The 26,089-nt window shown below is 46.7% G+C and carries 27 protein-coding genes, 1 other RNA gene, 1 pseudogene and 1 other annotated feature; of the genes and pseudogenes, 25 read left to right on the top strand and 4 right to left on the bottom strand.

Annotated elements, in window-relative coordinates:
- Window positions 1–13 precede the first annotated feature (13 nt).
- The 14 genes from gltX (at window position 14) to mprF (ending at window position 11,693) form a co-directional block, all read left to right on the top strand.
- Window positions 14–1,507: a glutamate--tRNA ligase gene (gene gltX, locus M3M38_RS02815; protein WP_252814709.1), complete on the top strand. Its 1,494-nt coding sequence runs from the start codon at window positions 14–16 to the stop codon at window positions 1,505–1,507.
- 111 nt (window positions 1,508–1,618) lie between these two features.
- The gene (cysS, locus tag M3M38_RS02810) at window positions 1,619–3,034 is read left to right on the top strand and encodes a cysteine--tRNA ligase (RefSeq protein ID WP_252814708.1); all 1,416 of its coding nucleotides are present in this window, start codon (window positions 1,619–1,621) and stop codon (window positions 3,032–3,034) included.
- 2 nt (window positions 3,035–3,036) lie between these two features.
- Window positions 3,037–3,462, top strand: coding sequence for a Mini-ribonuclease 3 (locus M3M38_RS02805; RefSeq protein ID WP_252814707.1), 426 nt, complete (start codon window positions 3,037–3,039; stop codon window positions 3,460–3,462).
- On the top strand, window positions 3,452–4,213 hold the full coding sequence (gene rlmB / locus M3M38_RS02800; RefSeq protein WP_252814706.1) for a 23S rRNA (guanosine(2251)-2'-O)-methyltransferase RlmB: 762 nt from the start codon (window positions 3,452–3,454) through the stop codon (window positions 4,211–4,213). The genes M3M38_RS02805 and rlmB overlap by 11 nt, the downstream gene beginning before the upstream one ends.
- Window positions 4,214–4,241: 28 nt before the next feature.
- Window positions 4,242–4,769 carry a YacP-like NYN domain-containing protein gene (locus tag M3M38_RS02795; RefSeq protein WP_252814705.1) on the top strand — a complete coding sequence of 176 codons (528 nt, stop codon included), beginning with the start codon at window positions 4,242–4,244 and terminating at the stop codon, window positions 4,767–4,769.
- 163 nt (window positions 4,770–4,932) lie between these two features.
- Window positions 4,933–5,508, top strand: a complete 576-nt coding sequence (locus tag M3M38_RS02790; protein ID WP_252814704.1) for a sigma-70 family RNA polymerase sigma factor — start codon at window positions 4,933–4,935, stop codon at window positions 5,506–5,508.
- Window positions 5,509–5,559: 51 nt separating this feature from the next.
- Entirely contained in the window at window positions 5,560–5,706 is a 147-nt protein-coding gene (gene rpmG / locus M3M38_RS02785; protein ID WP_252766248.1) for a 50S ribosomal protein L33, read from the top strand.
- A 13-nt stretch (window positions 5,707–5,719) separates the two neighbouring features.
- A complete protein-coding gene (gene secE / locus M3M38_RS02780) occupies window positions 5,720–5,899 on the top strand; it encodes a preprotein translocase subunit SecE (RefSeq protein ID WP_252814703.1) in 180 nt (59 codons plus the stop codon).
- Between the two features lie 135 nt (window positions 5,900–6,034).
- The gene (nusG, locus tag M3M38_RS02775) at window positions 6,035–6,589 is read left to right on the top strand and encodes a transcription termination/antitermination protein NusG (RefSeq protein ID WP_252766246.1); all 555 of its coding nucleotides are present in this window, start codon (window positions 6,035–6,037) and stop codon (window positions 6,587–6,589) included.
- A 116-nt stretch (window positions 6,590–6,705) separates the two neighbouring features.
- Window positions 6,706–7,131 carry a 50S ribosomal protein L11 gene (gene rplK, locus M3M38_RS02770; protein ID WP_252766245.1) on the top strand — a complete coding sequence of 142 codons (426 nt, stop codon included), beginning with the start codon at window positions 6,706–6,708 and terminating at the stop codon, window positions 7,129–7,131.
- Between the two features lie 102 nt (window positions 7,132–7,233).
- Window positions 7,234–7,926 (top strand): 50S ribosomal protein L1, encoded by a 693-nt coding sequence (rplA, locus tag M3M38_RS02765; protein WP_252766244.1) that lies wholly within the window; start codon window positions 7,234–7,236, stop codon window positions 7,924–7,926.
- 60 nt (window positions 7,927–7,986) lie between these two features.
- Window positions 7,987–8,106, top strand: a sequence feature (ribosomal protein L10 leader region).
- A 24-nt stretch (window positions 8,107–8,130) separates the two neighbouring features.
- Window positions 8,131–8,643 (top strand): 50S ribosomal protein L10, encoded by a 513-nt coding sequence (gene rplJ, locus M3M38_RS02760; protein WP_252766243.1) that lies wholly within the window; start codon window positions 8,131–8,133, stop codon window positions 8,641–8,643.
- A 31-nt stretch (window positions 8,644–8,674) separates the two neighbouring features.
- Entirely contained in the window at window positions 8,675–9,040 is a 366-nt protein-coding gene (rplL, locus tag M3M38_RS02755; protein ID WP_252766242.1) for a 50S ribosomal protein L7/L12, read from the top strand.
- Window positions 9,041–9,146: 106 nt separating this feature from the next.
- On the top strand, window positions 9,147–11,693 hold the full coding sequence (gene mprF / locus M3M38_RS02750) for a bifunctional lysylphosphatidylglycerol flippase/synthetase MprF (protein WP_252814702.1): 2,547 nt from the start codon (window positions 9,147–9,149) through the stop codon (window positions 11,691–11,693).
- Window positions 11,694–11,917: 224 nt separating this feature from the next.
- On the opposite strand, the gene M3M38_RS02745 is transcribed toward mprF, so the two are convergent.
- Window positions 11,918–12,076, bottom strand: a complete 159-nt coding sequence (locus tag M3M38_RS02745) for a hypothetical protein (RefSeq protein WP_252814701.1) — start codon at window positions 12,074–12,076, stop codon at window positions 11,918–11,920.
- 560 nt (window positions 12,077–12,636) lie between these two features.
- Between M3M38_RS02745 and M3M38_RS02740 the strand changes: the two are divergent.
- From M3M38_RS02740 to M3M38_RS02730, 3 genes and pseudogenes are all read left to right on the top strand, one after another.
- Window positions 12,637–14,007 (top strand): annotated as a pseudogene (locus tag M3M38_RS02740) (amino acid permease).
- A 1-nt stretch (window position 14,008) separates the two neighbouring features.
- Window positions 14,009–14,923, top strand: a complete 915-nt coding sequence (mmuM, locus tag M3M38_RS02735) for a homocysteine S-methyltransferase (RefSeq protein WP_252814700.1) — start codon at window positions 14,009–14,011, stop codon at window positions 14,921–14,923.
- A gap of 55 nt (window positions 14,924–14,978) precedes the next feature.
- A complete protein-coding gene (locus M3M38_RS02730) occupies window positions 14,979–15,902 on the top strand; it encodes an L-lactate dehydrogenase (RefSeq protein WP_252814699.1) in 924 nt (307 codons plus the stop codon).
- A 52-nt stretch (window positions 15,903–15,954) separates the two neighbouring features.
- Here the strand turns inward: M3M38_RS02730 and nrdF are convergent, their stop codons facing one another.
- From nrdF to nrdH, 3 genes are read right to left on the bottom strand one after another with little or no spacing between them, the layout of a single operon-like run.
- On the bottom strand, window positions 15,955–16,971 hold the full coding sequence (gene nrdF, locus M3M38_RS02725) for a class 1b ribonucleoside-diphosphate reductase subunit beta (RefSeq protein ID WP_252766236.1): 1,017 nt from the start codon (window positions 16,969–16,971) through the stop codon (window positions 15,955–15,957).
- Window positions 16,972–16,985: 14 nt separating this feature from the next.
- Entirely contained in the window at window positions 16,986–19,154 is a 2,169-nt protein-coding gene (nrdE, locus tag M3M38_RS02720; protein ID WP_252814698.1) for a class 1b ribonucleoside-diphosphate reductase subunit alpha, read from the bottom strand.
- Between the two features lie 39 nt (window positions 19,155–19,193).
- On the bottom strand, window positions 19,194–19,439 hold the full coding sequence (nrdH, locus tag M3M38_RS02715) for a glutaredoxin-like protein NrdH (protein WP_252814697.1): 246 nt from the start codon (window positions 19,437–19,439) through the stop codon (window positions 19,194–19,196).
- 166 nt (window positions 19,440–19,605) lie between these two features.
- On the opposite strand from nrdH, the gene M3M38_RS02710 reads away from it, so the two are divergent.
- The 8 genes from M3M38_RS02710 to M3M38_RS02675 all read left to right on the top strand — a co-directional run bounded on the left by M3M38_RS02710 (window position 19,606) and on the right by M3M38_RS02675 (window position 25,987).
- A complete protein-coding gene (locus M3M38_RS02710) occupies window positions 19,606–20,214 on the top strand; it encodes a class I SAM-dependent methyltransferase (protein WP_252814696.1) in 609 nt (202 codons plus the stop codon).
- Complete coding sequence (gene tadA / locus M3M38_RS02705) at window positions 20,214–20,699, top strand: tRNA adenosine(34) deaminase TadA (RefSeq protein ID WP_420842670.1); 486 nt, start codon at window positions 20,214–20,216, stop codon at window positions 20,697–20,699. The genes M3M38_RS02710 and tadA overlap by 1 nt, the downstream gene beginning before the upstream one ends.
- Window positions 20,700–20,727: 28 nt before the next feature.
- An RNA gene (ffs, locus tag M3M38_RS02700) (signal recognition particle sRNA small type) lies at window positions 20,728–20,826 on the top strand.
- Window positions 20,827–20,972: 146 nt separating this feature from the next.
- Complete coding sequence (dnaX, locus tag M3M38_RS02695; RefSeq protein ID WP_252814694.1) at window positions 20,973–22,697, top strand: DNA polymerase III subunit gamma/tau; 1,725 nt, start codon at window positions 20,973–20,975, stop codon at window positions 22,695–22,697.
- 25 nt (window positions 22,698–22,722) lie between these two features.
- Entirely contained in the window at window positions 22,723–23,043 is a 321-nt protein-coding gene (locus M3M38_RS02690) for a YbaB/EbfC family nucleoid-associated protein (protein WP_420842661.1), read from the top strand.
- A 19-nt stretch (window positions 23,044–23,062) separates the two neighbouring features.
- The gene (recR, locus tag M3M38_RS02685) at window positions 23,063–23,662 is read left to right on the top strand and encodes a recombination mediator RecR (protein ID WP_252766231.1); all 600 of its coding nucleotides are present in this window, start codon (window positions 23,063–23,065) and stop codon (window positions 23,660–23,662) included.
- A gap of 7 nt (window positions 23,663–23,669) precedes the next feature.
- A complete protein-coding gene (locus M3M38_RS02680; protein WP_252766230.1) occupies window positions 23,670–23,915 on the top strand; it encodes a YaaL family protein in 246 nt (81 codons plus the stop codon).
- Between the two features lie 131 nt (window positions 23,916–24,046).
- Complete coding sequence (locus M3M38_RS02675; protein WP_252814693.1) at window positions 24,047–25,987, top strand: ABC transporter ATP-binding protein/permease; 1,941 nt, start codon at window positions 24,047–24,049, stop codon at window positions 25,985–25,987.
- The last annotated feature ends 102 nt before the right edge of the window (window positions 25,988–26,089 follow it).

Here is a 26,089-nt window from a genome sequence, read left to right as displayed (position 1 = left end):
AGAGAGAATGTAATTGGCAAACGATCAGATTCGCGTTCGGTATGCACCTAGTCCCACGGGACATCTGCACATCGGAAACGCACGAACGGCAATTTTTAACTATTTATTTGCCCGGCACTACAAGGGTAAGTTCATCATCCGAATTGAAGATACGGATACGAAACGGAACGTGCAGGACGGAGAAGTGAGCCAGTTAAATAACTTGAAGTGGCTCGGTTTGGACTGGGACGAAGGTCCAGACGTCGGTGGAGACTACGGTCCGTACCGGCAATCAGAACGCAAGGACACTTATGATCCGTTGATTCAACAACTGCTCGACGAAGGCAAGGCCTACTATTCCTACAAGACCGAAGAAGAACTCGAAGCAGAACGGGAAGAACAACGAGCTCGTGGGGTGATGCCACATTACGAATACGAATACGCCGGCATGACGGTTGAAGAACGGCAGGCAGCGATGGATGCTGCCGAAGCCAAAGGCTTAAAACCGGTGATTCGATTTAAGGTACCCAAGCACAAGACTTACGAATGGGACGACATCGTGAAGGGTCACGTGTCCTTTGACTCCGATACCATTGGGGGCGACTTCGTCATCGTGAAACGGGATGGCATGCCTACCTACAACTTTGCGGTGGTAGCCGATGACCACAACATGCAAATCAGTCACATCTTCCGGGGTGACGACCACGTGGCCAACACGCCCAAGCAATTGATGATTTATGAAGCCTTTGGCTGGGAACCACCGAAGTTCGGTCACATGAGCCTGATTATCAGTGCCGATACCGGCAAGAAATTGAGTAAACGGGATGAAACCGTGCTGCAATTTATTGAACAGTACCGGAACCTAGGTTATCTTCCAGACGCAATGTTTAACTTCATCGTGCTGCTCGGTTGGTCACCAGTTGGTGAAGACGAAATTTACTCCGAAAAGCAGTTCATCAAAATGTATGATGAAAAGCGCTTGAGTAAGTCACCAGCGACCTTCGACAACAAGAAGTTGGAATGGATTAATAACCGGTACGTGAAGGATGGCGACGAAGATGTAATCGTGGACCTGGCCTTGCAACAACTGATTAAGGCCGGTAACTTACCGGAAAATCCAGATGCCAAGACGATTGAATGGGCCCGCAAGTTAATTGACGTCTACCGGCGTCAAATGAGCTACATGGCCCAAATCAACGAAATGGCAGCGGTCTTCTTTACCGAACCAGAACAGGTGGCGGGAGATGCCTTAGCCGAACTGCAAAATGACACCGCTCCGGTTGTGTTACAAACGTTCGCACAAAAGATCCAGGAACTTCCAATTTTTGATAAGGTGGCCATCTTACGGACCATTAAGGAAGTTCAAAAGGAAACAGGGATTAAGGGACGCAAGCTCTGGATGCCCATCCGGATTGCCGTAACCCACGAAATGGAAGGTCCCGAATTGCCCGAATCAATCGAATTGATTGGACGAGAAACGGCCTTGCAACACGTGCATCAAACGCTGGAACAAATCCAGGCAAACTAAAATATTTTTCTGACAATTGGTCTAGTGCATACTAGGCCTTTTGTTTTATCAGCTAAGCAACTGATTATGGTATGATAGGGCATAAATAATTTGAAAAAGGGGTCTGCCACGATGAAATTACAAGTTTACAATTCACTGGATAACCAGTTAGAAACCTTTACACCGTTAGAGCCTGGTAAGGTGAAGATGTACGTCTGTGGACCGACCGTCTATAACTACATTCACATCGGCAACGCCCGCAGCGTGGTGGCTTTTGACACGATTCGTCGTTATTTGGAATACCTGGGCTACGATGTGACCTACGTTTCTAACTTTACGGATGTCGATGATAAGCTAATCATGGCGGCTCAAGCAGAGGGAACCACGGTTCCGGAACTCGCTGACCGGTATATTCAAGCCTATTACGAGGATACAAACGCCTTGAACGTTAAACCGGCGACCGTTAATCCTCGAGCCACGGAAAATATCCCGGAAATCATTGCCTTTGTGCAGGACCTGATTGATAAGGGCTACGCTTATGCCGTCGATGGTGACGTGTATTACCGAGCCCGCAAGTTCCCAACCTATGGAGAACTGGGGCACGAAGACATCGACACCTTGGAAAGTGGAGCCAGCGAACACATTTCTGCAGCGGAGCTAGCCAAAAAAGAAGACCCGATTGACTTTGCGCTCTGGAAAGCGGCAAAACCAGACGAAATCTCCTGGGATTCACCGTGGGGTGCGGGTCGTCCCGGTTGGCACATCGAATGCTCGGTGATGGCCACCAAGTATCTGAGCGACACGATTGACATTCACGGGGGCGGGATTGACCTTGAATTTCCGCACCACGAAAACGAACGAGCCCAGAGTGAGGCCAAAACTGATCAATTATTTGTGAAGTACTGGCTCCACAATGGTTTTGTGACGGTCGGGGATGACAACGAAAAGATGAGCAAGTCCAAGGGGAACTTTGTGACTGTTCACGAACTGATCAAACAGGTTGATCCTCAAGTAATCCGGCTTTTGATGGCCACTACCCAGTACCGACGCCCGATTCGCTTTAGCCAAGCCGGCTTAGACGAAGCGCAGGCTAACCTGAAGAAATTGCAGACGGCTTATCAAAACCTTAAATACCGGTTAAAGGATGCTGAACCAGGCAGTGACTTTAAGCTGGAACAAGAAGTGCGGCAGGTCCAAGCTGACTTTCAGGATGCCATGAACGACGACTTTAACGTTCAAAACGGAATTGCCAGTGTTTACGAACTGGCTAAGTTGGGAAACATTTACAGTGAACGGCCGGTGGTCTTTGCGGAGACACTGCAGACGATTAGCAGTCGGTTGGCACAACTCGCGGGCATCTTTGGTATCGAGCTTGCTACTGAAGAACTTAATGACGAGCAGGTGGAACAACTGATTTCCGAACGTGAGCAAGCGCGGACTGACAAGGACTTTGTCCGCAGTGACGAAATCAGAGACGAACTCAAAGAACAGGGGATTGTGTTGGAAGACACTCCGCAGGGAACCCGCTTTAGAAGGGAACAACAATAAGAATGGATGATGCAGAACAAAATTTAGCCTTCCGCCAGTTAAACGGGATTGCGTTAGCATACCTGGGCGACGCCGTGTATGAAGTTTTTATCAGACGACACCTGATTGACCAAGGTTTAACCCGCCCCAACCAATTGCAACACAAAGCGACCCGGTATGTTTCCGCTAAGGCGCAGGCCGGTTTAATTGCTTTAATGGAAGAAGACGACCTGCTCACGGACGAAGAGTGGTATTTTTACAAACGGGGTCGCAATGCGAAGAGTTACACTCATGCCAAAAATACCAGCGTGATTACGTACCGGGTGTCCACCGGTTTTGAAGCCCTCTTTGGTTTCTTGTCTTTGAGTGGGCAAGCTGAACGGCTCCAAACGTTATCCCAGTGGTGCATTGAACAGGTAGAAGCAGGAAGGGTACGGTATGCCAAATAAACAAACAGAGACCGATTTTATTATCGGTCGGCATCCGGTCGTGGCGGCGTTACGCAACCGCGACCAGGAAATTAATAAAGTATTTTTACAAACCGGAATTAGTAAAGAGGATCGGACGATTCAAGCCATTTTACAGTTAGCTAAGGGTCGGCACTTAGTAATTGCCAATGTCCCTAAGGCCAAGCTCGACCTGATGTCTGACCGACAGAATCACCAGGGAGTAATTTTAGCGGTCGCTCCGTTTAAATACGCCACCATTGACGATTTGTTTGCTCACGCTCAGGAACGAGGCGAGGCGCCGTTCTTTGTGATGTTAGATAACGTTGCTGATCCGCATAACCTGGGATCAATCCTGCGGACGGCGGATGCTGCCGGAGTGCACGGGGTGATTATCCCCAAACACCGCTCGGTTGGCTTAACCGCCACGGTGGCTAAAACGGCGGCCGGTGCCATGGAACGGGTACCCGTCGCACGAGTTACCAACTTGGTTAATACGATTCGGGAGCTGAAGGAACGCGACGTTTGGATCTTTGGAACTGATATGCAGGGAACTGATTACCGGCGTTGGAATGCCCAGGGGGCTGTGACCCTCGTAATTGGAAGCGAAGGCAAGGGAATTTCGCCCTTGGTGAAACAAAAGATGGATGAATTATTAACCATCCCGATGATTGGTGACATTCAAAGCCTGAACGCGGCAGTGGCTGCGGGACTTTTGATGTATCAGGGCTTTAACTCTCGCCACCCTCTGTAACTGGAATGCTGGGCGAGGAAGTGAAAACATGAAAAAAGAACTGTTGATTGTGGACGGTTACAACGTGATTGGAAGCTGGCCCCACTTAAATCAACTGAAAATAAAGGATCAACTGCCAGAGGCACGTGATCAATTGCTTTGGGACCTTTCAGAATACCAAAAGTACAGTGGCAAAAAGATTATCGTGGTCTTTGATGCGATGTACGTGCCGGGTAACGCCCGCACCGTACAGGTTAAAAACATCAATGTTGTTTGGACCAGTAAGAACGAAACGGCTGATTCGTACATTGAGACCCTAGCCACGAAGGAGCAGTCGCTGTTCACACAGGTTGAAGTGGCCACGAGTGACCACGCTGAACAGTGGACCATTTTTAGTGCTGGAGCGTTACGAATCCCTGCGCCAGAACTCTTGCTATCGGTGAGACGCGCCAAGGTGGAAATTAAGCAGGTTACCAAGACCTACCACCAGCGCCCGTTAGGGAATCGGATTAATTTTAACGAAACAGAGGCCCAAAAGTTACGGGATTTATATCAGCGTTTAAATCAGGATCAGTGATAAATCACTGGTCCTGATTTATTTTTCATTAATTAGTTAGTGGCTTTTCACTTGCTAGCCATTGGGCTAGGCGAATGGTCATTGTTTGGAACAATCGTTCGCTTGTGGGCTTAGTCATGCTTCTGTAATTTAAGAGCAAGTAATCACAAGGAGTGCGATGAGAATGGTAACGAAACTAATTTACAAGTTCGATAATGCAACGATACAAGCAGCTCAGGAAAATGAGGACCAGTTTGTCACTTTATTTCGCCAGTTTGCTCCGGTTCACTTAAAATTGTGGCGGGACTATTTTTTAAACGATATGGAATTGACCGATTGGAGTCAGGAGGCCGCCTTGGTTTTCATTAAGACTTTACATCGTTATGAATCGGGGAAACGGGTACCCTTTGGCGCTTTTTATAAGACCAATTTACGTAATCACATGTTTGATTTACTGCGCAAAAAGAACGCGCAAAAACGAATTCCCGAACGATTACAGACGTCGTTTAGCGCCAGTCCGGAGTACTACGCCGAAACGATTCAGGATCACGCTGCCCCCAACCCATTATTTTGTTGTGAACTGACGGAACGGTTCCAAGCAGTCGGCGCGGCTTGTTCGCGCTTTGAGTGGCAGGTGTTATTAGCGACGTTGCGCCAACAAACGATTCCCGAAATTGCTCAGCTTCTGCGCGTAGAAGAACAACAGGTTCAAAATGCGCTGTTGCGGTGCAAACGCAAGTACCGTCGGTTCCAGGATTGACGCCCGGCTGGTTTGATGCTAGAGTATATTCATGTTAGGAGGGAGTCGTTGATGGTCCAAACCAAAATGGCGTTAGCGTGCTCTGTGTGTGGTGCACGGAATTATCATGTTTCCGTTTCAAAGCAGTCCCACCGCTTAGCCCTTCATAAATACTGCAAGCACTGTGGGAAAAGCACTTTGCATCGTGTAACACGCTAGGAGACGAAGTATTATGAAACGATTTTGGAACTTTTTAAAGAGCGTGGTTGGTGAACTCAAACTGATTACGTGGCCGAATGCTCGACAAACCCGGATTGATACGACAACGGTAATTGGAACGACCCTGTTCTTTACTGTTTTCTTAGGTCTAATCGACTGGGCACTAGAAGCGTTGTTATTAAACGCAGGCTAGTCTGGTTTTACTGGTGTATTTTTGGTATAGTTAGATTGAAAAACTTCGTGGGTGCGAGGTTTTTTTATTTTACCTCCACCTGGCAGTACGGAATTGGATGAGAGATAAAAAAGTTAGAATAGAGGAGAGATTGCGATGGTAGAATCAGCAGAAAAACAATGGTACGTTTTACACACTTACTCTGGTTACGAAAACAAAGTTAAGGAAAACCTGGAATCACGGCGCGATTCCATGGGGATGCAGGACTACATTTTTGACGTTGTGGTGCCCGAAATGGAAACGCACGAAGTTAAAAACGGGCAGGAAAAAGTGGTTATGGATAAGACTTTCCCTGGTTACGTATTAGTTCAAATGGTCATGACTGACCGGGCTTGGTACGTGGTTCGGAACACACCGGGAGTGACCGGATTTATTGGTTCTCACGGTCAGGGATCCAAACCGAACCCGCTCTTACCAGAAGAGGTGGAACGCGTGATGGCGAGCCTCGGGGTTAAGGAACCCGTTAAACCGCTAGACAGCGAAGTTGGTGATACGGTGACCATCGTCGAAGGGGCTTTCAAGGGATTGTCTGGCAAGATTACTAGTATTGATAACGAAAAAGGCAAACTCAAAGTTAACATTGATATGTTTGGACGCGAAACTGCTACCGAACTGGACTTTAATCAGGTTAAACCCATTACCTTAGAATAATGAGCTTGTTAATCATTAGTCGGTGTGTTAGAATAGTCTAGTGTATTTATGCATAATCAACGTGGGAGAAGAATTTTTCTTCAGTGACCACACACGGACTTAAGGAGGTATGTCTCGTGGCTAAAAAAGTAGCTGATATTGTTAAGTTACAAATTGCAGCGGGTAAAGCAACACCTGCTCCTCCAGTTGGACCTGCATTGGGTCAAGCTGGAGTAAACATCATGGAATTTACAAAGGATTTCAACGCTCGGACTGCTGATCAAGCAGGAATGTTGATTCCAGTTGTAATTACGGTATACGAAGATCACACGTTTGAATTCGTTACCAAAACTCCACCAGCCGCAGTGCTCTTAAAGAAAGCTGCTGGTGTGGAATCTGGTTCTGGTGAACCCAACACAAAGAAGGTTGCTAGTGTTACTAAAGACCAAGTGAAGGAAATTGCCGAAACCAAAATGCAAGATCTAAACGCTGCTGACGTTGAAGCAGCAATGCGTATGATCGAAGGTACTGCACGCAGTATGGGATTCACCGTTGAAGGTTAATCTTTAGGACTACGTTGTTAGTCGCTACGTCGTCAAAAGACGGCGTGTGAGCGTGGGAGGATATTCTTTCCGTCATCACCACATTTGCAAGGAGGAAATTACATGGCTCGTACAAGAGGGAAAAAATACAGAGCAGCTGTTGAACAAATCGACAAGAGTAAAGCTTACCCAGTCGATGAAGCAGTCAAGCTCGTGCAAAAATTAGACACTGCTAACTTTGATGACTCCATCGAAGCAGTTATCAAGTTAAACGTTGACACGAAACAAGCTGATCAACAGTTACGGGGTGCCGTAGTGCTTCCTAACGGAACTGGTAAAGATCAAACGGTAGTTGTGTTCGCCAAGGGTGACAAGGCTAAGGAAGCAGAAGCTGCCGGTGCTGACGTCGTTGGTGAAGATGACTTAGCCCAACGGATTATGGATGGTTGGCTAGACTTTGACGTTGCCATTTCCACGCCTGACATGATGGCTCAAGTGGGTCGTTTAGGTCGGGTCTTAGGACCAAAGGGCTTAATGCCTAACCCTAAGACGGGAACGGTTACGATGGACGTTGAAAAGGCCGTTAAAGACGCTAAAGCTGGTCAAGTTACCTACCGGACTGACCGGGACGGAAACATTGCCGTTGCGATTGGTAAGGCATCATTTGACGCCGACAAGTTAGTCGAAAACTTTAAGACAGTTGAAGATATTTTGGTTAAGAACCGTCCTTCTTCAGTGAAGGGAACTTACATCCAAAACATCTCCGTTTCATCTACATTTGGTCCAGGTGTGAAGGTTTCTCCTGAATCATTCTAAATGAACGGCTGTAACGAAAAAAATCCCAGATTGACGACTAATCATAAATATGATAAATTGTTAATTGAATATGAATCGCCTAAGACTCAGGTGGCCTTCATGGTCTTAATCACCGCCTGCCGAGGAGTTTAACGACTTTTCCTTATGTTTTGGCGAGCATAGGGATTTTTTATTAGGTCCCAAATTAAAACGGGAGGTGAAATTATGCCAAAGAAAGAAGTTATTGATGCAAAAGCAAAGAAGGTAACTGAAGTTGCTGATGATTTTAAAGAAGCCGTTTCAGCTATCGTAGTTAACTCACGTGGGTTAACGGTTGCTCAAGACACTGAATTACGGAAAGAATTACGTGATAACGGTGTAAAGTTGATGGTAATCAAGAACAAGATTTTGGAACGGGCTGCTGACGAAAGTGGTCACGCTGACCTGAAGGAAGTATTCAATGGTCCTAGTGCGGTTGCCTTTTCTCACGAAGATCCAATTGCTCCCGCTAAAATTTTGAAGAAGTTCGCTGAAGATAACGACGCCTTAGAAATTAAGGGTGGAATTATCGAAGGTGAAGTTGCTTCCCTTGATAAGATTAACGAGTTTGCTACGTTACCGAGCCGTGAAGAATTACTTGCTACTCTTGCAAGTATGTTACAATCACCAATCCGTAACGTTGCCTACGCTGTAAAGGCTGTGGCTGAAAGCAAATCAGACGACGATGACGCCGCATAATAAAATTACTGTCCTATGAGGAGGAATAAAAATGGCTTTTGATAAAGATGCAATTATTTCACAATTAAAAGATGCTTCTATTACTGATTTAAACGATTTGGTAAAAGCAATCGAAGAAGAATTTGATGTTTCAGCTGCTGCTCCAGTTGCTGCTGCCGGTGCTGCTGGTGGTGACGCTGGTGCCAAATCAACGTTCGACGTTGAATTAACTTCTGGTGGTGCTGGTAAGATTAAAGTTATCAAGGAAATTAAAAACATCACTGGTCTTGGTTTGAAAGAATCTAAGGCAATGGTTGATGACGCTCCATCAATCGTTAAGGAAGGTCTTTCAGAAGACGAAGCTAACGATATTAAAGACAAACTTGAAGCTCAAGGCGCTACTGTTACCCTTAAGTAGTCATAGTCTTCGTAAACAAGGATGTGTGTTTTTCACACATCCTTTTTTACTAGAAGGATTTTTACATGATCAAACCACGAGGCGACCAGAATTTTGGAGGAAACCTGTGAAAAATTTTATTAAACGAGTATCGGATTGGTTCAACCGTTATTTAAACGTGCTTAAGGCACTGTTTTTAATAGTGATGATAGTCTTCGTCATCTATGAAGGACATAACATCCTGCAAGAAATTAACGGACATCAGATGCGGGCGAGTTTGGCTTCTCAGTCACCCATGCATTTGCTAATCTTAACCGTGCTCGGTCTTTTGGCAGTCACGCCGATGTTGACCTACGATTTTACAATCGTTGAGTTCTTGCCAGGAAAGTTTAAACCTGGTTACATCATTAAGAGTGGCTGGATTACCAATAGTTTTACCAACATTGCCGGCTTTGGGGGCTTTTTAGGAGCAAGTTTACGGGCGAGTTTTTACAGTAAGAATGCGTCTAAGAAACAGGTGCTCTATGCAATTTCTAAGATTGCGCTGTTCTTACTAGCTGGATTATCCACTTATTGTATTGTGTCGTTAGTGATGATTTACGGGTTTGGCGTGGGTCATCAGGATCATCGTTACTGGCCATTTTTGCTAGGAGGAGGAATTTACTTCCCGGTGATCTTCCTGTTTACCCGCTTCAATAACTCGAAATTTTTTGCTGATCTGACGATTAAACGTGAAATTAAGTTAATCATCGGTTCCTGTTTGGAATGGGGCAGTTGTGGATTGTTCTTCATCATCATTGGGATGTTCATGAATCTACACATCGACTTTATCAGTGTCTTTCCGTTGTTCATTGCGGCGAACGTCATTGGGGTGATTTCAATGTTGCCCGGGGGACTGGGGACCTTTGATATCACGATGATTAATGGGTTAGCAATTTTGGGAGTTTCACCGACAACTGCAACCGTATGGGTCCTATTGTACCGGGTCTTTTACTACTTCATTCCGTTTGGAATTGGGGTCGTGTTGTTTGTCCAGGAATTATTGAAGCGGTTTAACCGATTCTTAGACGATATTCCGGCGAACATTGTGCAACGGTCGTCGCAGATTATCGTGACCTGTTTTATGTATTTCTCTGGGATCATGATGATTCTGTTGGCTACGGTGCCGAACGTGGTGCTGGTTAACCCGTTGTACTTTTCGCTGGCTCCCTTTAGTCTGTACTTCTTGGGGCAATTATCAAATGTGATTGTTGGTTGCCTTTTAATCGGACTAGCGCGCGGAGTTGGAGCCCGGGTGCAAAAAGCATTCTGGCCCACAGTGATTGTGTTAGTCTTTGCGATTGCGAATACTCTGTGGAAAGAAGATTTTCCGCTCCCACTGGTCATCTTTCTGATTTTTATCCTTATTTGCCTGTGGCTGGCCCGGAAAGGACTCTACCGAAAACGGCTAACCTACTCGTGGGGAGCGCTGATTACTGACGCCGGCTTATTCATTGCCACATTTGGACTTTATGTATTAGTCGGCTTTGTGGTTGGCAATCACCGCCACGTACGGTTAACGAACGCCTACCTCTTGCCGTCCCAACAAACCTGGGTGATCGGGTTGATTGGGTTTGTAATTGCCATCTGTATTCTCTATGGTCTGTATCGCTATTTAACCTACGCAAACCTAGCATGGTATGATCTACCGTTTGATGGGGAACGGATTAAAAAGCTGATCAATCAGTACAGTGGTAATGAAGTTAGTCACTTGGTTTTCCTGCGGGATAAAAAGGTGTACTTCTATACAGAAGACGGCGAAGATCAAATCGCGTTTATGTATAAACAAAAAGCGAATAAGCTGATTATCATGGGGGAACCCTTTGGAAATCAGGAGAAACTAGAGGCAGCAATTGACCAGTTCATGATTGATGTTGATAACGCGGATCTGACCCTCGTCTTCTACGAAGTCAGTGAATCGTTGACGATGATGCTACACGATAAAGGTTTTGACTTTATCAAGGCCGGTGAAGAAGGTCAAGTTGATCTGAACGACTTTACCTTAGTCGGAAAACGGCACCGTGGGGAACGGGCTCTGATGCACAAGTTTGAACGTGATGGATACCACTTTGAGATTCTACAACCACCGTTCAGTGATAAACTGCTGAGTGAGTTGAAGGAAATTTCTGACGAGTGGTTGCACGGTCGCGAAGAAAAGGGTTTCTCGCTCGGGTTCTTTGATCCGTACTACCTGAACCAGGCGCCGATTGCGGTCTTTCGAGATGAAGACCAACAAATTGTGGCCTTTGCCAACATCATGCCGACGGGGGATCATAAGATGACCTCGATTGACTTGATGCGCTCTAGTTCAAACGCACCATCAGGAGTAATGGACGGGATTTTCATTAACCTGTTCCAATACTCAAAGGACGAGGGCTATCAATGGTTTAATCTAGGGATGGCTCCGTTAGCCAACGTGGGAAATTCCCGCTTTAGTTTCATTAACGAAAAGATTGCTCACCTGATCTACGAATATGGGGACGCATTCTATAGTTTTCAAGGATTGCGTTCGTACAAGCAAAAATACGTGGATAAGTGGGAATCGAAGTACTTTGTGTACCGGAAGAATAACTCACTGGTCTTCACGATGCTCCAGTTATTAGCGGTTGTGAACGAACGACCAAAGCAACAATAAACAAGAAAAAGCGCTTGGCAGTTGCCAAACGCTTTTTTGGTTAGAATCGATTGAGTTGAAAGGGAGTGAGATCAAAGTTAGTTGGTTTTTCCGCTGCCCGGTCAGCAATAATCTGGCCCAGCACGCTGGCAAACTTAAAACCGTGACCACTTAATCCGGTTACGATTTGGAAGTTGTGATTGTCCGGCAGGTAGTCAATGATGAAGTTCTGGTCGGGCTACAAATCATAGGTACAAGCACCGCCGTGATGCGAGCCGATGCCATGAGGGGGGAACGTGGGCATCGAGTTCGAGGACGTTGAGACCCGCTTGACTGGCGTAGTAACCGGCAGCTGCGCCCACTGAACCGGTACCGATGATGGCTAAGTCGTAAATTTTACGCATAAAAATCTCCTTTTTTTACTTTAATTTAGTTAGTGCAGATTATTTCGAAAAAGGCGCTCCTTGTCAAATGATAATTAATATAAGTTTATAATTAACGGTCCAGAAAGTTCGGCAAAATAAGGATTAACGATCGTTAGACTAATCTTTTATTTTTTTACGATAAATTATCGAATGATATCCCAAAATATCTCATGATTGTTAGCAAATAATTGATTTTTACCTTCATTAGCATGTTGACGTTGCTAAAAAGGCGCGCTACACTGTTAAAAATATGAAAAACCGCTGCAGTTGAGTAAGTCGGAGCGTTTCTCAGCGAGTCCCTGGGTGGTGCAAAGGGATGAAACTAACCGACTGAAGATGGACTGGCAAACTGGTCGTGGGGTGAATCATGAGCCCGACGCGGGGTAGTTACCGATATCAAGACTCAGTTATACTGACCAGCTGTAACTGACCGAGCTCCGCTTTGTGAGAAGGGGAGAAATGAAGGTGGCACCGCGAGTACACTCGTCCTTTTTGAGGACGGGTGTTTTTTATTTGGTAATTGAGAAAGTAGGGATAACGTGCAACGCAAACAACATTTAGCTCGCGAGATTTCTTCAGGACAAATCCTGATGATTTCGTTAGGTGGGGTGATTGGAACCGGACTGTTTCTGAGTTCGGGATATACGATTCACGAAGCAGGACCACTGGGAACCATTTTAGCGTATTTATTAGGAGCAGTGATTGTGTACCTAGTCATGCTGTGCCTGGGCGAATTAGCGGTGGTCATGCCAGAGACGGGCTCCTTTCACGTCTATGCTCAACGGTACTTAGGCAAGAGTGCGGGCTTTGTGGTTGCCATTTTATACTGGCTAACCTGGACCATTGCGCTGGGGTCGGAATTTACGGCGGCTGGTCTGATTATGTGGCATTGGTTTCCGGGCGTCCCAGTCTGGATCTGGAGTAGCTTATTGATTGTCTTCATCTTCTTGATGAACGCTTTTTCGGTGAAATGGTTTGCCACCACCGAGTTTTGGCTAGCCAGCATCAAGGTGATTGCAATCGTGGCGTTTATCGGGTTGGGGAGTGGAGCCATCTTGGGCTTGCTACCGTACCATGGCGTTCGCCATTTCATTGGTCTGACCAACTTTACCAAGAATGGTTGGTTTCCGAATGGATTTGGCGGCGTTTTCACCACCATGTTGACCGTCAACTTTGCCTTTTCTGGAACCTAACTCATTGGGATTACTGCTGGAGAAGCTCAGCATCCGGAACGCTCGATTCCCAAGGCAATCAGAACCACGCTGGGACGACTGGTGATCTTCTTTGTCGGCAGTATGGTAGTTATGAGTGCTTTACTACCGTACCAACAAGCGGGGGTAACGGAGAGTCCGTTTGTAACCATTCTCTCGGCCATTGGTTTACCATGGGCCGGCAACCTGATGAACTTCGTGGTGTTAACCGCCATTATTTCGTCAGCTAATTCCGGGTTGTACGCCTCGACGCGAATGTTGTGGTCGCTGGCCAATCAAGGAGTGATTTCTCCCATCTTTCAGCGGACCACCAAACGAGAGATTCCCATCTACGTCTTGTTAACCAGTATGATTGGGGGAATTTTGGCCTTATTGTCGGCCGTGTACGCTGCCGGAACGGTCTACCTGGTGTTGGTCTCCATTTCGGGGCTCGCAGTGGTCTTTGTCTGGATGGCAATTGCGCTGTCAGAAATTCGGTTTCGAGCGCAATTGTCAAAGCAGGAGGCGCAGCAGTTAAAGTTTCGGACGCCGGGTTATCCCTGGTTATCCTGGCTGGCCTTTATCCTGTGCTTTTTATCGTGCATCTTGATTTGGTTTGATCCGAACCAACGGATTGCTTTAGAAGTTACGCTTCCCTTCGTCCTAATCTGTTATGGTGGTTATGAGCTAAAGGAATGGTTCCAAAAGAGGAGGAAATAACATGTCACAAACTAATCTAATTACGGCCAGTTTAGAAACTCCCGTTGTGTTAGACGGCGCAATGGGAACGGAACTGGAAAAACGTGGGGTTAAAACCAATGATGCGTTATGGTCTGCCAACGCACCGCTGACGGATCCGGATGCGATTTATGACGTCCATGCTAGTTACTTCCGGGCGGGGGCAGAGATTGCCATCACCGATACTTATCAAGCCAACGTGGCGGCCTTCGCGAAAGTCGGCATTGAAAAAGAAGCGGCGTTGGACTTGATTCGCCTGGGGGTTCGGTTAGCCCAACAAGCGCGTGACAACGTTAAACCGGATGGTCTCGTGGCCGGCTGCGTGGGACCGTATGGGGCTTATCTAGCAGATGGTTCCGAATACACGGGAGACTACCAGTTAAGTCCTGATGAATACGAAGCCTTTCACACGGAAAAGATTCAAACGCTAATGGATGCCGGAGTAGATTTACTGTCGGTTGATACGATTCCCAGCTTTGCGGAGGTCCAGGCCTTAACTACGATTCTGGCGCAGCAATCTAATTTAGTCCCGACCTGGATTAGCTTGAGTATCAAGGATCCTTATCACCTTAGCGATGGAACGCCGTTAGACGTGGTTGCAGGGTGGTTGGACCATTCACAGGCGGCGAGTGGGATTGGCATTAACTGCACGTCTTTTGCCAACGTCCTGCCAGCGTTGAAATTAATGCGCCAAGTCACGCAAAAACCGCTGGTTGTTTATCCTAATCCGGGTGACATTTACGATCCAGCAACCAAAACCTGGACGGCGGTCGAACATCCCCAGACCTTCGCTGATGTAGTACCGGATTGGTTGGCTGCAAGTGCGAACATTATTGGCGGTTGCTGCCGGACTACGCCAGCGGATATCGAACAAATTGCAAAATTATTAAAAAAATAATGGTAAAAACTTAACTTTGTGTTAAAATATGCAACAACGAACGGGAGGGATTTTTATGACACGAAAAATTGGAGTAATTGGAATGGGACACGTTGGTTCTACGGTGGCCCACTACATCGTGGCCAACGGGTTTGCGGATGACCTGGTCTTAATCGATAAGAACGAGGCCAAGGTTACTGCGGATGCGATTGACTTTCGCGAAGCCATGCCCAATTTACCGTTTCACACCAACATTACGGCGAATGATTACGCGGCTTTAAAGGATGCGAATGTCATTATTTCTGCCCTGGGAAACATCCGCTTAAACGACGGGGCCAATGAAGATCGGTTTTCCGAATTAGCTTATAACAGTGAACAGGTCAAAGAAGTGGCCCCGCGGATTCGGGATTCCGGCTTTAATGGTATCATCATTGCGATTACTAATCCGGTGGACGTGATTACCCAGTTGTACCAACAAATCACGGGATTACCGAAGAAACACGTGATTGGAACGGGGACTTTATTGGATTCCGCTCGGATGAAACGCGCGGTTGCCGAAAAACTCGGTATTGATTCACGGTCTGTGACGGGTTACAACCTGGGTGAACACGGAAACTCCCAGTTTACCGCTTGGTCGACGGTCCGCGCTCTAGACCAACCACTAACGGAGTTGGCAGAAACTAAGGGCCTTGATTTGGAAGCTTTGGATAACGAAGCCCGGCACGGTGGTTATGCGGTCTTCAAGGGGAAGGGTTACACCAACTATGGGGTAGCAACGGCGGCCGTTCGGTTAGCGAACGTAGTCTTGTCAGACGCTAAAACCGTCTTGCCAGTGTCGAATTATCGTCCCGAATACGACGTATACCTGTCTCATCCGGTGATTGTCGGACGTGACGGTGTGATTACCGACGTGCCGTTGCAATTGACGGATGCAGAACTGGCCAAATTGCAAAATTCGGCGGATTTCATCAAGGAAAACTACGAGAAGTACAAAAATTAGTACACGAAAAAAGCTGTCACCCAATTGGGTGACAGCTTTTTGTTTAAGATGCTTAATCTTGCTTATGTTTATTTTCCCAAGAATCAATCTTGTAATCTTCGTCACTCATGGCTTCGACATTTCCGAGCCGGTAGCCATTACCGACCTCAGAGAAGAAGTCGTGGTTCACGGTTGAAGTGGAGATTCCATTCATAACCACGGGGTTCACGTCTTCGGCAGTATCAGGAAACATTGGATCCTGACCGAGGTTCATGAGCGCCTTGTTGGCGTTGTAACGGATGAAGGTCAAAACCTTGTCCGTCCAGCCGACTTCGTCGTACAAGAGGTGGGTATACTTCTCTTCGTTTTCGTAGAGGTCATACAGGAAGCTGTACATCCAGTCCTTGAGTTCTTGTTGCTCGTTGTCTGAGAGCTGGTTAAACTCGGTTTGGAACTTGTAACCGATGTAAGTTCCATGCACTGATTCGTCCCGGATAATCAACTTGATGATTTCGGCCACGTTGGTTAATTTGTTGTGACCCAGGTACCAGAGCGGCGTAAAGAAACCAGAGTAAAAGAGGAAGGTTTCCAAAAAGACACTGGAAATCTTCTTTTTCAAAGGACTTTCATCGTCGTGGTAGAGGGTATAGATGCGTTTCGTTTTGTTTTGCAGAAATTCTTCTGAGTCACTCCACGCAAAAATCTCGGTAATTTCCTTCGGGGTGTTCAGGGTTGAGAAAATGGTGGAGTAACTCTTGGCGTGGACTGATTCCATGAACTGGATGTTATTTAACACCGCAATTTCATGTTGGGTCTTGGCGTTAAGCCGCAGAGCGGCCATTCCGTCTTGGGATTGAAGTGTATCTAAGAGGGTTAACCCCCCAAAGACGTGACCGACCAACCATTTGTGATCATCATCTAGTTCGCGCCAATCCTTTAAGTCGTTGGATACCGGCACCCGGGTATCGAGCCAGAACTGTTCCGTTAGTTTGTGCCAGGTCGCCTTATCAATCTCGTCGGAAACTTCGTTCCAGTTGATGGCGTCGTAATTACCTTCCCATTTTCCGGTTAATACTTTGTTTAAATCCATGAACTTTTCCCCTCCTAAATTACACAACTTTCACACTCATTGGCCCCGATGGTATCGTTGTTATCGGTAAACGTCCGGACGTAGTAAATCGACTTAATTCCCTTGTGATGAGCGTAGTTCCGCAGAATCGTGAGGTCCCGGGTCGACATTTTTTCGTCCCGTCCGTTTTTCCACTCATACATGCCTTCTGGAATCGTGGACCGCATGAACATGGTCATACTAAGACTTTGGTCAACGTGTTGTTGAGCTGCTGCGTAAATGTCGATTTCCTTGCGCATGTCAACATCATAAGCCGACTCGTAGTACTTGATAGTGTCGTTAGACAGGTAGGGAGCGGGGTAGAAGATGGTTCCAATCTTGGCCTCTTGTCGTTCTTCAATTCGGCTAACGATGGGCGCCAAACTTGCCGTGGCATCACCGATGTAAGATGTCGATCCGTTGGGTGCAACGGCTAACCGGTTTTGGTGGTACAAGCCATCCCGCATTACGGCCAATTTTAGTTCTTCCCAGTCTGCTGGGCTTGGAATAAAGGTATCCTTAAATAGTTCCTTAACCCGGTCAGAAGTGGGTCCCCAATCTTGTTGGGTGTACTTATCAAAGTAACTGCCGTCGGCATACTTACTCTTGTCAAAATTGTGGAAAGTTTTCCCCCGTTCGCGGGCTAACTGATTAGAAGCAACTAAACTCCAGTAGTTTAAGAGCATGAAGTAGATGCTGGTAAATTCGATTGATTCGGGTGAACCGTAGTACATGTGATGTAGGGCAAAGTAAGAATGTAATCCCATTGCTCCTAGGCCAATCGAATGACTAAGTTCATTACCGTGGCGAATCGAAGGTACGGTGTTGATATTGCTGATGTCCGTCACAAAGGTGAGAGCGCGGACCATGGCTTCAATTGATTTACCAAAGTCGGGGGACTGCATCAGGTTCACAACGTTTGTGGAACCCAAGTTACAGGAAACATCGGTTCCGAGCTTTTCGTATTGTTGCTCGTCGTTAATGATGGATGGAGTTTGGACCTGCATAATTTCAGAACACAGGTTACTCATGATAATCTTGCCATCAATGGGATTCTCGCGGTTTGCCGTGTCGATGTTGATGATGTAGGGGTAACCGGATTCTTGTTGTAACTTACCGATCTCAGTTTCTAAGTCCCGCGCCTTGATGTACTTCTTTTTAATGTTGTCGTTGTTGACCAGGTTGTCGTATTCCTGAGTGATGTCCACGTAGGAGAACGGGACGCCGTATTCTTGTTCAACGTCGTAGGGACTAAACAGGGCCATGTCCTTGTTTTCAGCAGCCAGTTCGTAGAATTTATCAGGAACGGTTACTCCTAAGGACAGCGTGTTGACCCGGATTTTTTCGTCTGCGTTTTCCTTTTTAACGGCGAGAAAGTCGATAATATCTGGGTGGAAGACACTTAGGTACACAACGCCGGCTCCTTGTCTTTGACCCAGCTGGTTTGAATAACTAAAGCTATCTTCCAACAGCTTCATGACTGGCATGACCCCGCTAGCAGCTCCCTGAATGTGTTTGATGGGATCACCGGCTGCGCGCAAGTTGTTGAGATTAATCCCAACGCCACCCCCGATTTTAGAGAGTTGGAGGGCTGAGTTAATCGTCCGACCAATGCTGTTCATGTCATCGGTTGATTGGATTAAGAAACAGGAGACGAATTCTCCCCGGCGCTTTTTCCCGGCGTTTAAGAAAGTCGGCGTTGCTGGTTGGAAGCGTTGGTGAATTAATTCGTCGGCTAAGGCGAGAGCCAATTCCTGATCTCCGTTGGCCAGGTAGAGGGCATTCATTGCCGTCCGATCAATGTAACGTTCGAGGTATTGATTGCCGTCATCCGTCTTTAAAGCGTACTGGGCGTAGAACTTGTAAGCGGCCATAAAGGAATGAAAGTGGAAGTCCTGACTGTTTAAGTAGTCGTATAGTTTTTCAATGAACGTCACAGGATATTTTTTTAAAAATGCTTCTTCTACGTAGTCATTGTCGATTAGGTAGTCAAGGCGTTCTTGGAGCGAGTTAAAATGCATCAGGTTGGGGTTTACGTTTTCATTTATAAACGCTTTGAGAGCTTCCTGATCTTTATCTAGCCGAATTCTTCCGTCTTTACTTGGAATGTTAATTTCGTTGTTGAGGCGAAAGTAACTAGCATCTGTGTGATCTTTGAGCGACATATACTGATTCCCCTTAATGTGTATAATGAAAGTAGTGATTTATGCAGTGGCTAATTGTTCAACTAAGCGTTTCAGTTGGTCGGGCCGAAAACCACCAAAGGTGTCTAATACTTTTGATTCCACAACTGGAACTGCTTGAAAACCTTGGTCCTTCAAGTAGGGGATTAGGTCGGGATTTTCACTGGTGTTCTTTTCAGTAAAATCCACGTTGTGTTCGGTTAAAAAACGTTTGGTCATTTTGCATTGGATGCAGTTGTTTTTAGTGTAAACGGTAATCTGTTTCATAATGGACTCCTTCTTTCGTTTGACTATATCCTGATTCTACTACTAAAATGGATTCTTTCAACCCAAAAAACACCACATGTTGTGTCACTCGATTGAGAAACACACTACATGTGGTGTGTGAAACAAAATTTTAGCATAATTAATTAAATTAAAGGATGTGATTTTTGTGAGCAATTTTTATTATACACCGAATCCGGATGTGATTCACGATGAAAAAGAATGGGATTTTACGATTAAAGGACAGGCACTCCACTTCATTTCAGATAACGGAGTGTTTTCTAAACGAACCGTGGACTACGGTTCTCGGGTCCTGATTGAGAACGTGGATCTCGCTGATTTACCGGACGGACCAATCTTAGACTTGGGCTGTGGTTACGGGCCAATCGGGTTGTTTTTAGCTAAAGAATATCCAGACCACCAGTTTGAGTTGGTGGACGTAAACCAACGGGCACTGGCGCTCGCAGAACGAAACGCCATGGTCAACGGGATTAGCAACGTTACCGTTGCGACGTCGGACGTGTATGCGGGGGTAAGCGAGCAGCAATTTGCTGCTGTGGTCACGAATCCGCCGGTTCGGGCTGGCAAAGACGTAGTAGATACCATGATTACGGGAGCTGCTGCCCATCTGGCACCCAACGGCCGGCTGTTTGTGGTATTACAAAAGAAGCAAGGGGCACCGTCGGCCAAACGGTTGATGCAGGCGACCTTTGGGAATGCGGAAGTCATCAAACGTGACAAGGGGTACTACGTCTTAGCGAGCGTGCAACAATCATGATGACTGAGGATGAACGCTACATGGGCCAGGCGCTGGTGGAAGCCCGCTTTGCGGCCCAAATCGGCGAAATTCCCATCGGAGCAGTGATTGTCAAGGACCACCAAATCATTGGAACCGGCTATAACCTGCGCGAACACACGCAGTTATCCACCCAGCATGCAGAACTGATTGCGATTGAAGAGGCTTGTCTGGCAGTGCAAAGTTGGCGGTTAACCGGGTGTACTCTGTACGTCACGATTGAACCCTGCCTGATGTGTGCCGGGGCGATTGTGAACGCTCGGATTGATCGGGTAGTTTACGGAGCGGCGAATCCGAAGGCTGGGGCGGGGGAAAGTTTGTACCAGGCCCTGACGGACGAACGCCAAAATCACCAGGTGGAACTCGAAACTGGTTGTCGGGCTACCGAAGCTGGAGCTGTGATGCGATCCTTCTTTCGCGATAAGCGCCAGCGCCGGAAAAAACGGAAGCAAGGACTGGACAAGTAGCCGTGGTTAAGTTATGATAGTAACTGCCGTAAGGCCTTGAAGCAAAGGCAGACTTACGAACCGTGTCAGGTCCGGAAGGAAGCAGCACTAAGTATTTTTTGCCTTGTGCTTCTTGTTGTTAGCAAATAAACTCCTAGTCAATTTGGCTAGGAGATTTTTTTTACAGTAATATGGTAAAAACGGATGCAGCTGCTTCAATTAGAATTATGGTAATTCAGCGGCATTCTCGCTATAATGTTAGCAGGTGGCGTTCCAGAAGAAAGGAAGGGTGACATGAGTTATCAAGCTTTATACCGGGTCTGGCGGCCCCAACGCTTTGATGAAATTGTGGGGCAACGGGTCATTACGAAGACGTTAAAAAACGCTTTGATAACCGATCAGATTAGTCACGCTTATCTGTTTAGTGGACCCCGTGGAACGGGGAAAACTTCAACTGCGAAGATTTTGGCTAAGGCGGTTAACTGTCAGCATTTAAAAGACGGCGAGCCATGTAACGAGTGTGAAACCTGCGTCGCCATTAACCAGGGTGCTTTAAACGATGTGATTGAAATTGACGCGGCCTCTAATAACGGGGTCGAAGAGATTCGTAACATTCGTGATAAGGCCAAGTATGCCCCCACGGAGGCAACGTACAAGGTTTACATCATCGATGAAGTCCACATGTTGTCAACCGGGGCGTTTAACGCGTTGTTAAAAACCTTGGAGGAACCACCGTCCCACGTGATCTTTATCCTGGCCACGACGGAACCTCATAAGATTCCGGCAACCATCCTGTCGCGATTGCAGCGCTTTGATTTCAAACGCATTAGCGCGACGGACATTGAGGAACAGCTCACAAAGATTTTAGAGAGTAAACAGGTTCAATTCGATGACCGCGCTGTGAAAATCATTGCTAAGAGCGCCGAAGGGGGGATGCGGGATGCCCTGAGTATTCTGGACCAAGCCCTTTCATATGATCCGGAGCAGTTGACCTATGACAGCGCTCTCCAAGTGACGGGGAGTGTTGCCCGCGATGAGCTGCAGCGGTACTTTGAAGCCGTATTAGCAGGTGACGTTAGCAGCGGGCTCCAGGTGGTGGAAGCCACCCTGGCGGATGGAAAAGACGCCAGTCAGTTTATTGAAGACTTGGTGGACTACTGTCAGAACTTGTTGCTTTACCAACAAAACGAAGCTCTGGTAACGGCTGACGAGTTAGGTCTGCTGGGCGATAACTTCCAAAAAATTGCTCAGGAAGTCGACCGGCGTAAGATTTACCAGTTCGTAGAGATCATGAACGAGGTCCAACAGCAGCTGCGATTTACTTATCACCCAGACCTCTATCTGGATATTTTGACCGTCCGCCTCGCGGATGCAGAAGTGCAACCACAACCGGCAGAATCGGTCCCGCCAGCTGGATACCAGCAGCTAGAAGAGCAGGTGGCACAGTTGCAACAACAATTGCAGTCGTTACAACAACGACCAGTAACTGCATCAGTAACACCGGCGGAGCAAACTACGCCCGCCAAGCGCGCAATTCCAAATAGTCCCAAAGCACCCCAACCAGATATGAACGGAATCTTTGGGATTTTGGATGCAGCAACTAAATCGGCCTTGGAACAATATCGTAGCAACTGGGGTGCGTTGTTACAGTTACTGAGCGTTACTCAGCGGGCCGTTTTACACGTAGCTCGACCGGTAGCTGCCAGTGATACTGGCGTCGTAATCGCCTTTGACTACGGTTTCTTATACCAAAAAGCTGGAAGCGATGAACAATTAATGACAGCGCTCGAACAGGGCTTGGAACAGTTGTTGGGTCAGGTTCCCAAAGTCTTCTTTGTTCCGAAAGAAGAGTGGCCCACGTTACGACAGGAATACCTGCAACAACATCCACGCGGAACGCAATCAGAAACAGCTGATCAACAATCAGAACAGTCTGAACCAACGGCGGAAGAACCGAAGAACGTCCGTCGAGCCAAAGAACTCTTTGGCGATGAATTAGTGAACGTGGAAGATGATTAATTTATAATTTAAAGGAGAAATTACAATGGCAATGAACGGAATGAACATGGGCAAGTTAATGAAGCAAGCACAAGACATGCAACGCAAGATGAGTGCCCAACAAGCAGAAATCGACCAACAAGAATTCACGGGCAAAGCTCCTGATGACCTCGTGGTCGCTACTTTTACCGGGGATCGGAAGATGAAGGATTTACAAATTAAAAAAGAAGCATTGGATCCCGATGATCCGGACATGATTTCTGATTTGACGATTGCAGCCGTGAACGATGCGTTGAAGCAAATTGACGAAACCACGAAAAATAAGATGGGACAATTCACCCAGGGAATGAACATCCCCGGACTTTAATAGTAAAGAGGGAATCAGCATGCAGTACCCAGAACCAGTAGCTAAGCTCATTGATGGTTTCATGCACCTACCTGGAATCGGGGAAAAAACTGCCACCCGGTTGGCATTCTATACGATTGATATGCCGAAGGATGAGGTGCAACAGTTTGCTCAGGCTTTAAATGACACGAAGGAAAAGCTAACCTTTTGTTCCGTGTGCGGGAACATAACAGAGACTGACCCGTGTGAAATTTGTAGTGATCCTATGCGCGATCAATCCCAAGTGTTGGTAGTAGAACAACCTAAAGACATTGCTACCATGGAAAAGATGAAAGATTACCACGGTTTGTACCACGTTTTACACGGAGTGCTGTCGCCGATGGAAGGCAAGGGGCCTGATGATATCAACATCAGCTCTTTAATCAAACGGTTGCAAAAAAATGAGACCATCAAAGAAGTGATTATTGCCACGAACGCTACCCCAGAAGGAGACGCTACGGCGATGTACTTAGCTCGCTTGTTAAAACCCGCTGGCTTAAAGGTGACACGTTTAGCCCGGGGACTGGCCGTGGGAAGTGACATTGAATACGCCGATGAAATGACTCTGTTTCGGGCGGTCGAAGGACGAACGGAAATGTGAGGTTAGGATGTTTAACTTTTTTAAACCCAAGGACTTCGAAAAGGAGTACGATGAAGAGTTACTCCAGTCGTTGAACCTGTTAAAGCAGGATTGGGACCAGGCTCAACAAACAGAAGCGGCTGTGGCGGATGTCGATCCGCAGGTGAAGGCACAGACTGAGTTGGCCAAGCAGAAATTTGAATTTATGTACCGTCAAGCCCGACTCCGGAAGATTAAAAACGATCACATTCAGTCAAGCGTGTACGATTCTTAAAAGAAGGGGAAACTACTTTAGGGTAGGGACCTCTTTTTTAATTAATGGATTAAAAAGGGCTTACAATGAATGCTATATGGTGTATACTATCAACTAAACTAATAATTATTATTAGACTAAAGGAGAACTAGATGGCCTATTTACAACTGCAGGATATCCACAAGTCTTATCAAGTGGATCATCAGGAATTTCACGTTTTAAACGGGATTAACCTAGACTTCGAACGGGGGGAATTCGTTTCCATCCTGGGCGAATCTGGGGGTGGAAAGACCACGTTAATGAACATCATTGCGGGATTAGACAGTCAGTATACCGGAGACGTGCTGCTGAACGGGAAATCGTTGAAACACGATACGCCGAAGGAACTGGACCAATATCGCCGGAGTACGATTGGGTTTGTGTTCCAAAGTTTTAACCTGATTAGCCACCTGACGATTCGTGCCAACGTCATGGTTTCGTTAGAGATGACGAACTTATCGCACCACGAACAAGTGAAACGCGCCGACGAACTGTTAGATCAGGTGGGACTGTCCGAACATAAGAACAAGTACCCGAACCAATTATCGGGTGGTCAAAAGCAACGGGTTTCGATTGCCCGGGCGTTGGCCTCTGACCCAGACATCATCATTGCCGATGAACCAACGGGGGCTTTGGATGCACAAAACACCGACGAAATTTTGCGGTTATTAAACCAAATTGCAGAAAATGGGAAACTGGTAATTGCCGTAACTCATTCTCAAGTGGTTGCTGATTACGGAACTCGGATTGTGCACCTTGCCAACGGGTTAATTGACGATGATCGGGTTCTAAAACCGGCTTATCCGGTTGACGAGCAACAAAAACCATTCCGGGATAAAGTAGCTAGCATGAAGTCGATGGCTGGAATGGCTTGGCAACACTTCCGCTATAACTTGAAGCGGAACCTGTTAATCATGTTTGGCGCCGCCATCGGAATCTTTAGTGTGATCCTGATGCTTGGTCTCGGAAACGGGACTAAGGGGTATATCAATCACGAAATCTATTCCCAAATTAATCCAAACACGATTCAAGTGGCTAAAAACGTGGAAAGTGATAATCCGACGCCTCAAGAAACCACACTTAAGCAAAGTGACATTAACCGTTTGAAAAAGATTTCTGGGGTAAAAAAGGTGTCACCTGGTTATTTTGCGGCTGGTAGCGCCCGGTTAAAGAGTGGCAATCAAACCGTACCATTGACAATGGTTCAGACCTTTGATAACACTCTGCGGAAATCCAACATTAAAACTGGTCGGGCTCCGCAGACCAATGAAATTTTGATTAGTAAAAAGGAAGCCAAACAAATTAACCATGATCACCCCAACCGGGTCTTGGGAACGAAAGCAACCTTTTATCTTAGTGCTTCTGATGATCAAACCCAGACACCGCAGGTTATGCAAAAGGAAGTGACCATCAGTGGGATTACTGATGGTAATAGCCTACCAGATGCCGTGACCTATGGAACGTTGAAGTCGATGTATCAGGATAACAACGTGGCGTTTGGCCCGAACTACCTTGCGGTTGACATCACCGGAGGCGTACAAAACGTACAACCAGTCCAAGATCGGATTAAGGCCGTTAAGAACGGAAGCAAGCCTGCCTTCCAGATTACGGGAGCCGGTTCGATTGTCTCCACGTTGAACACTTACGTAAACCTTGCGGTAGCCGTCTTGACTTCAATTGCAGCCATCTCACTCTTGGTATCTGCCATCATGATCATTGTGGTGCTTTACATCAGTGTGGCCGAACGGACTAAGGAAATCGGAATTTTGCGAGCCCTTGGCTTTTCGAAGGGGAACATCCGGAAACTGTTTATCTTCGAATCAGTGTTTCTGGGCTTCTTTTCAGCCGTCTTAGCTATCATTCTGGCTTACTTGGTGGAATGGGGGGCGAACTCCTTGTCGCAAAGTGGAATTCAATACAACATCATGCAAATCTCGGTGGGAAACGCCATCTTTGGACTCTTAGTTTCCGTCGTTATTTGTTTACTGGCCGCTCTCTTACCAGCTCGTAAAGCTGCTAAGGTTGATCCGGTAGTTAGTTTAAGTGCTGAATAATTAAACTGGGAAAAAGACCGCGTTGGCGGTCTTTTTTGCATTTTTGGACCGGGGCGGAAAATAGACAATTTGGTTAAATTACAGTACAATCGAAACATAAAA

It is taken from the genome of Fructilactobacillus cliffordii (genome assembly GCF_024029355.1).
Lineage (GTDB): Bacteria > Bacillota > Bacilli > Lactobacillales > Lactobacillaceae > Fructilactobacillus > Fructilactobacillus cliffordii.
Note: the sequence above shows the minus strand (reverse complement) of the source record. Positions and strands in the feature narration are given on the sequence as shown.

Bases quoted from the DNA above. Each gene is read 5' to 3' on its own strand.
- M3M38_RS02675 (WP_252814693.1), top strand. From the start codon at position 24,047: ATGGCCTATTTACAACTGCAGGATATCCACAAGTCTTATCAAGTGGAT.
- rplL (WP_252766242.1), top strand. From the start codon at position 8,675: ATGGCTTTTGATAAAGATGCAATTATTTCACAATTAAAAGATGCTTCT.
- recR (WP_252766231.1), top strand. From the start codon at position 23,063: ATGCAGTACCCAGAACCAGTAGCTAAGCTCATTGATGGTTTCATGCAC.
- rpmG (WP_252766248.1), top strand. From the start codon at position 5,560: ATGGTCCAAACCAAAATGGCGTTAGCGTGCTCTGTGTGTGGTGCACGG.
- M3M38_RS02745 (WP_252814701.1), bottom strand. From the start codon at position 12,076: ATGCGTAAAATTTACGACTTAGCCATCATCGGTACCGGTTCAGTGGGC.
- nrdH (WP_252814697.1), bottom strand. From the start codon at position 19,439: ATGAAACAGATTACCGTTTACACTAAAAACAACTGCATCCAATGCAAA.
- M3M38_RS02730 (WP_252814699.1), top strand. From the start codon at position 14,979: ATGACACGAAAAATTGGAGTAATTGGAATGGGACACGTTGGTTCTACG.
- M3M38_RS02680 (WP_252766230.1), top strand. From the start codon at position 23,670: ATGTTTAACTTTTTTAAACCCAAGGACTTCGAAAAGGAGTACGATGAA.
- tadA (WP_420842670.1), top strand. From the start codon at position 20,214: ATGACTGAGGATGAACGCTACATGGGCCAGGCGCTGGTGGAAGCCCGC.
- nrdE (WP_252814698.1), bottom strand. From the start codon at position 19,154: ATGTCGCTCAAAGATCACACAGATGCTAGTTACTTTCGCCTCAACAAC.
- mmuM (WP_252814700.1), top strand. From the start codon at position 14,009: ATGTCACAAACTAATCTAATTACGGCCAGTTTAGAAACTCCCGTTGTG.
- nusG (WP_252766246.1), top strand. From the start codon at position 6,035: ATGGTAGAATCAGCAGAAAAACAATGGTACGTTTTACACACTTACTCT.
- rplJ (WP_252766243.1), top strand. From the start codon at position 8,131: ATGCCAAAGAAAGAAGTTATTGATGCAAAAGCAAAGAAGGTAACTGAA.
- cysS (WP_252814708.1), top strand. From the start codon at position 1,619: ATGAAATTACAAGTTTACAATTCACTGGATAACCAGTTAGAAACCTTT.
- M3M38_RS02805 (WP_252814707.1), top strand. From the start codon at position 3,037: ATGGATGATGCAGAACAAAATTTAGCCTTCCGCCAGTTAAACGGGATT.
- rlmB (WP_252814706.1), top strand. From the start codon at position 3,452: ATGCCAAATAAACAAACAGAGACCGATTTTATTATCGGTCGGCATCCG.
- dnaX (WP_252814694.1), top strand. From the start codon at position 20,973: ATGAGTTATCAAGCTTTATACCGGGTCTGGCGGCCCCAACGCTTTGAT.
- nrdF (WP_252766236.1), bottom strand. From the start codon at position 16,971: ATGGATTTAAACAAAGTATTAACCGGAAAATGGGAAGGTAATTACGAC.
- M3M38_RS02690 (WP_420842661.1), top strand. From the start codon at position 22,723: ATGGCAATGAACGGAATGAACATGGGCAAGTTAATGAAGCAAGCACAA.
- rplA (WP_252766244.1), top strand. From the start codon at position 7,234: ATGGCTCGTACAAGAGGGAAAAAATACAGAGCAGCTGTTGAACAAATC.
- M3M38_RS02795 (WP_252814705.1), top strand. From the start codon at position 4,242: ATGAAAAAAGAACTGTTGATTGTGGACGGTTACAACGTGATTGGAAGC.
- secE (WP_252814703.1), top strand. From the start codon at position 5,720: ATGAAACGATTTTGGAACTTTTTAAAGAGCGTGGTTGGTGAACTCAAA.
- M3M38_RS02790 (WP_252814704.1), top strand. From the start codon at position 4,933: ATGGTAACGAAACTAATTTACAAGTTCGATAATGCAACGATACAAGCA.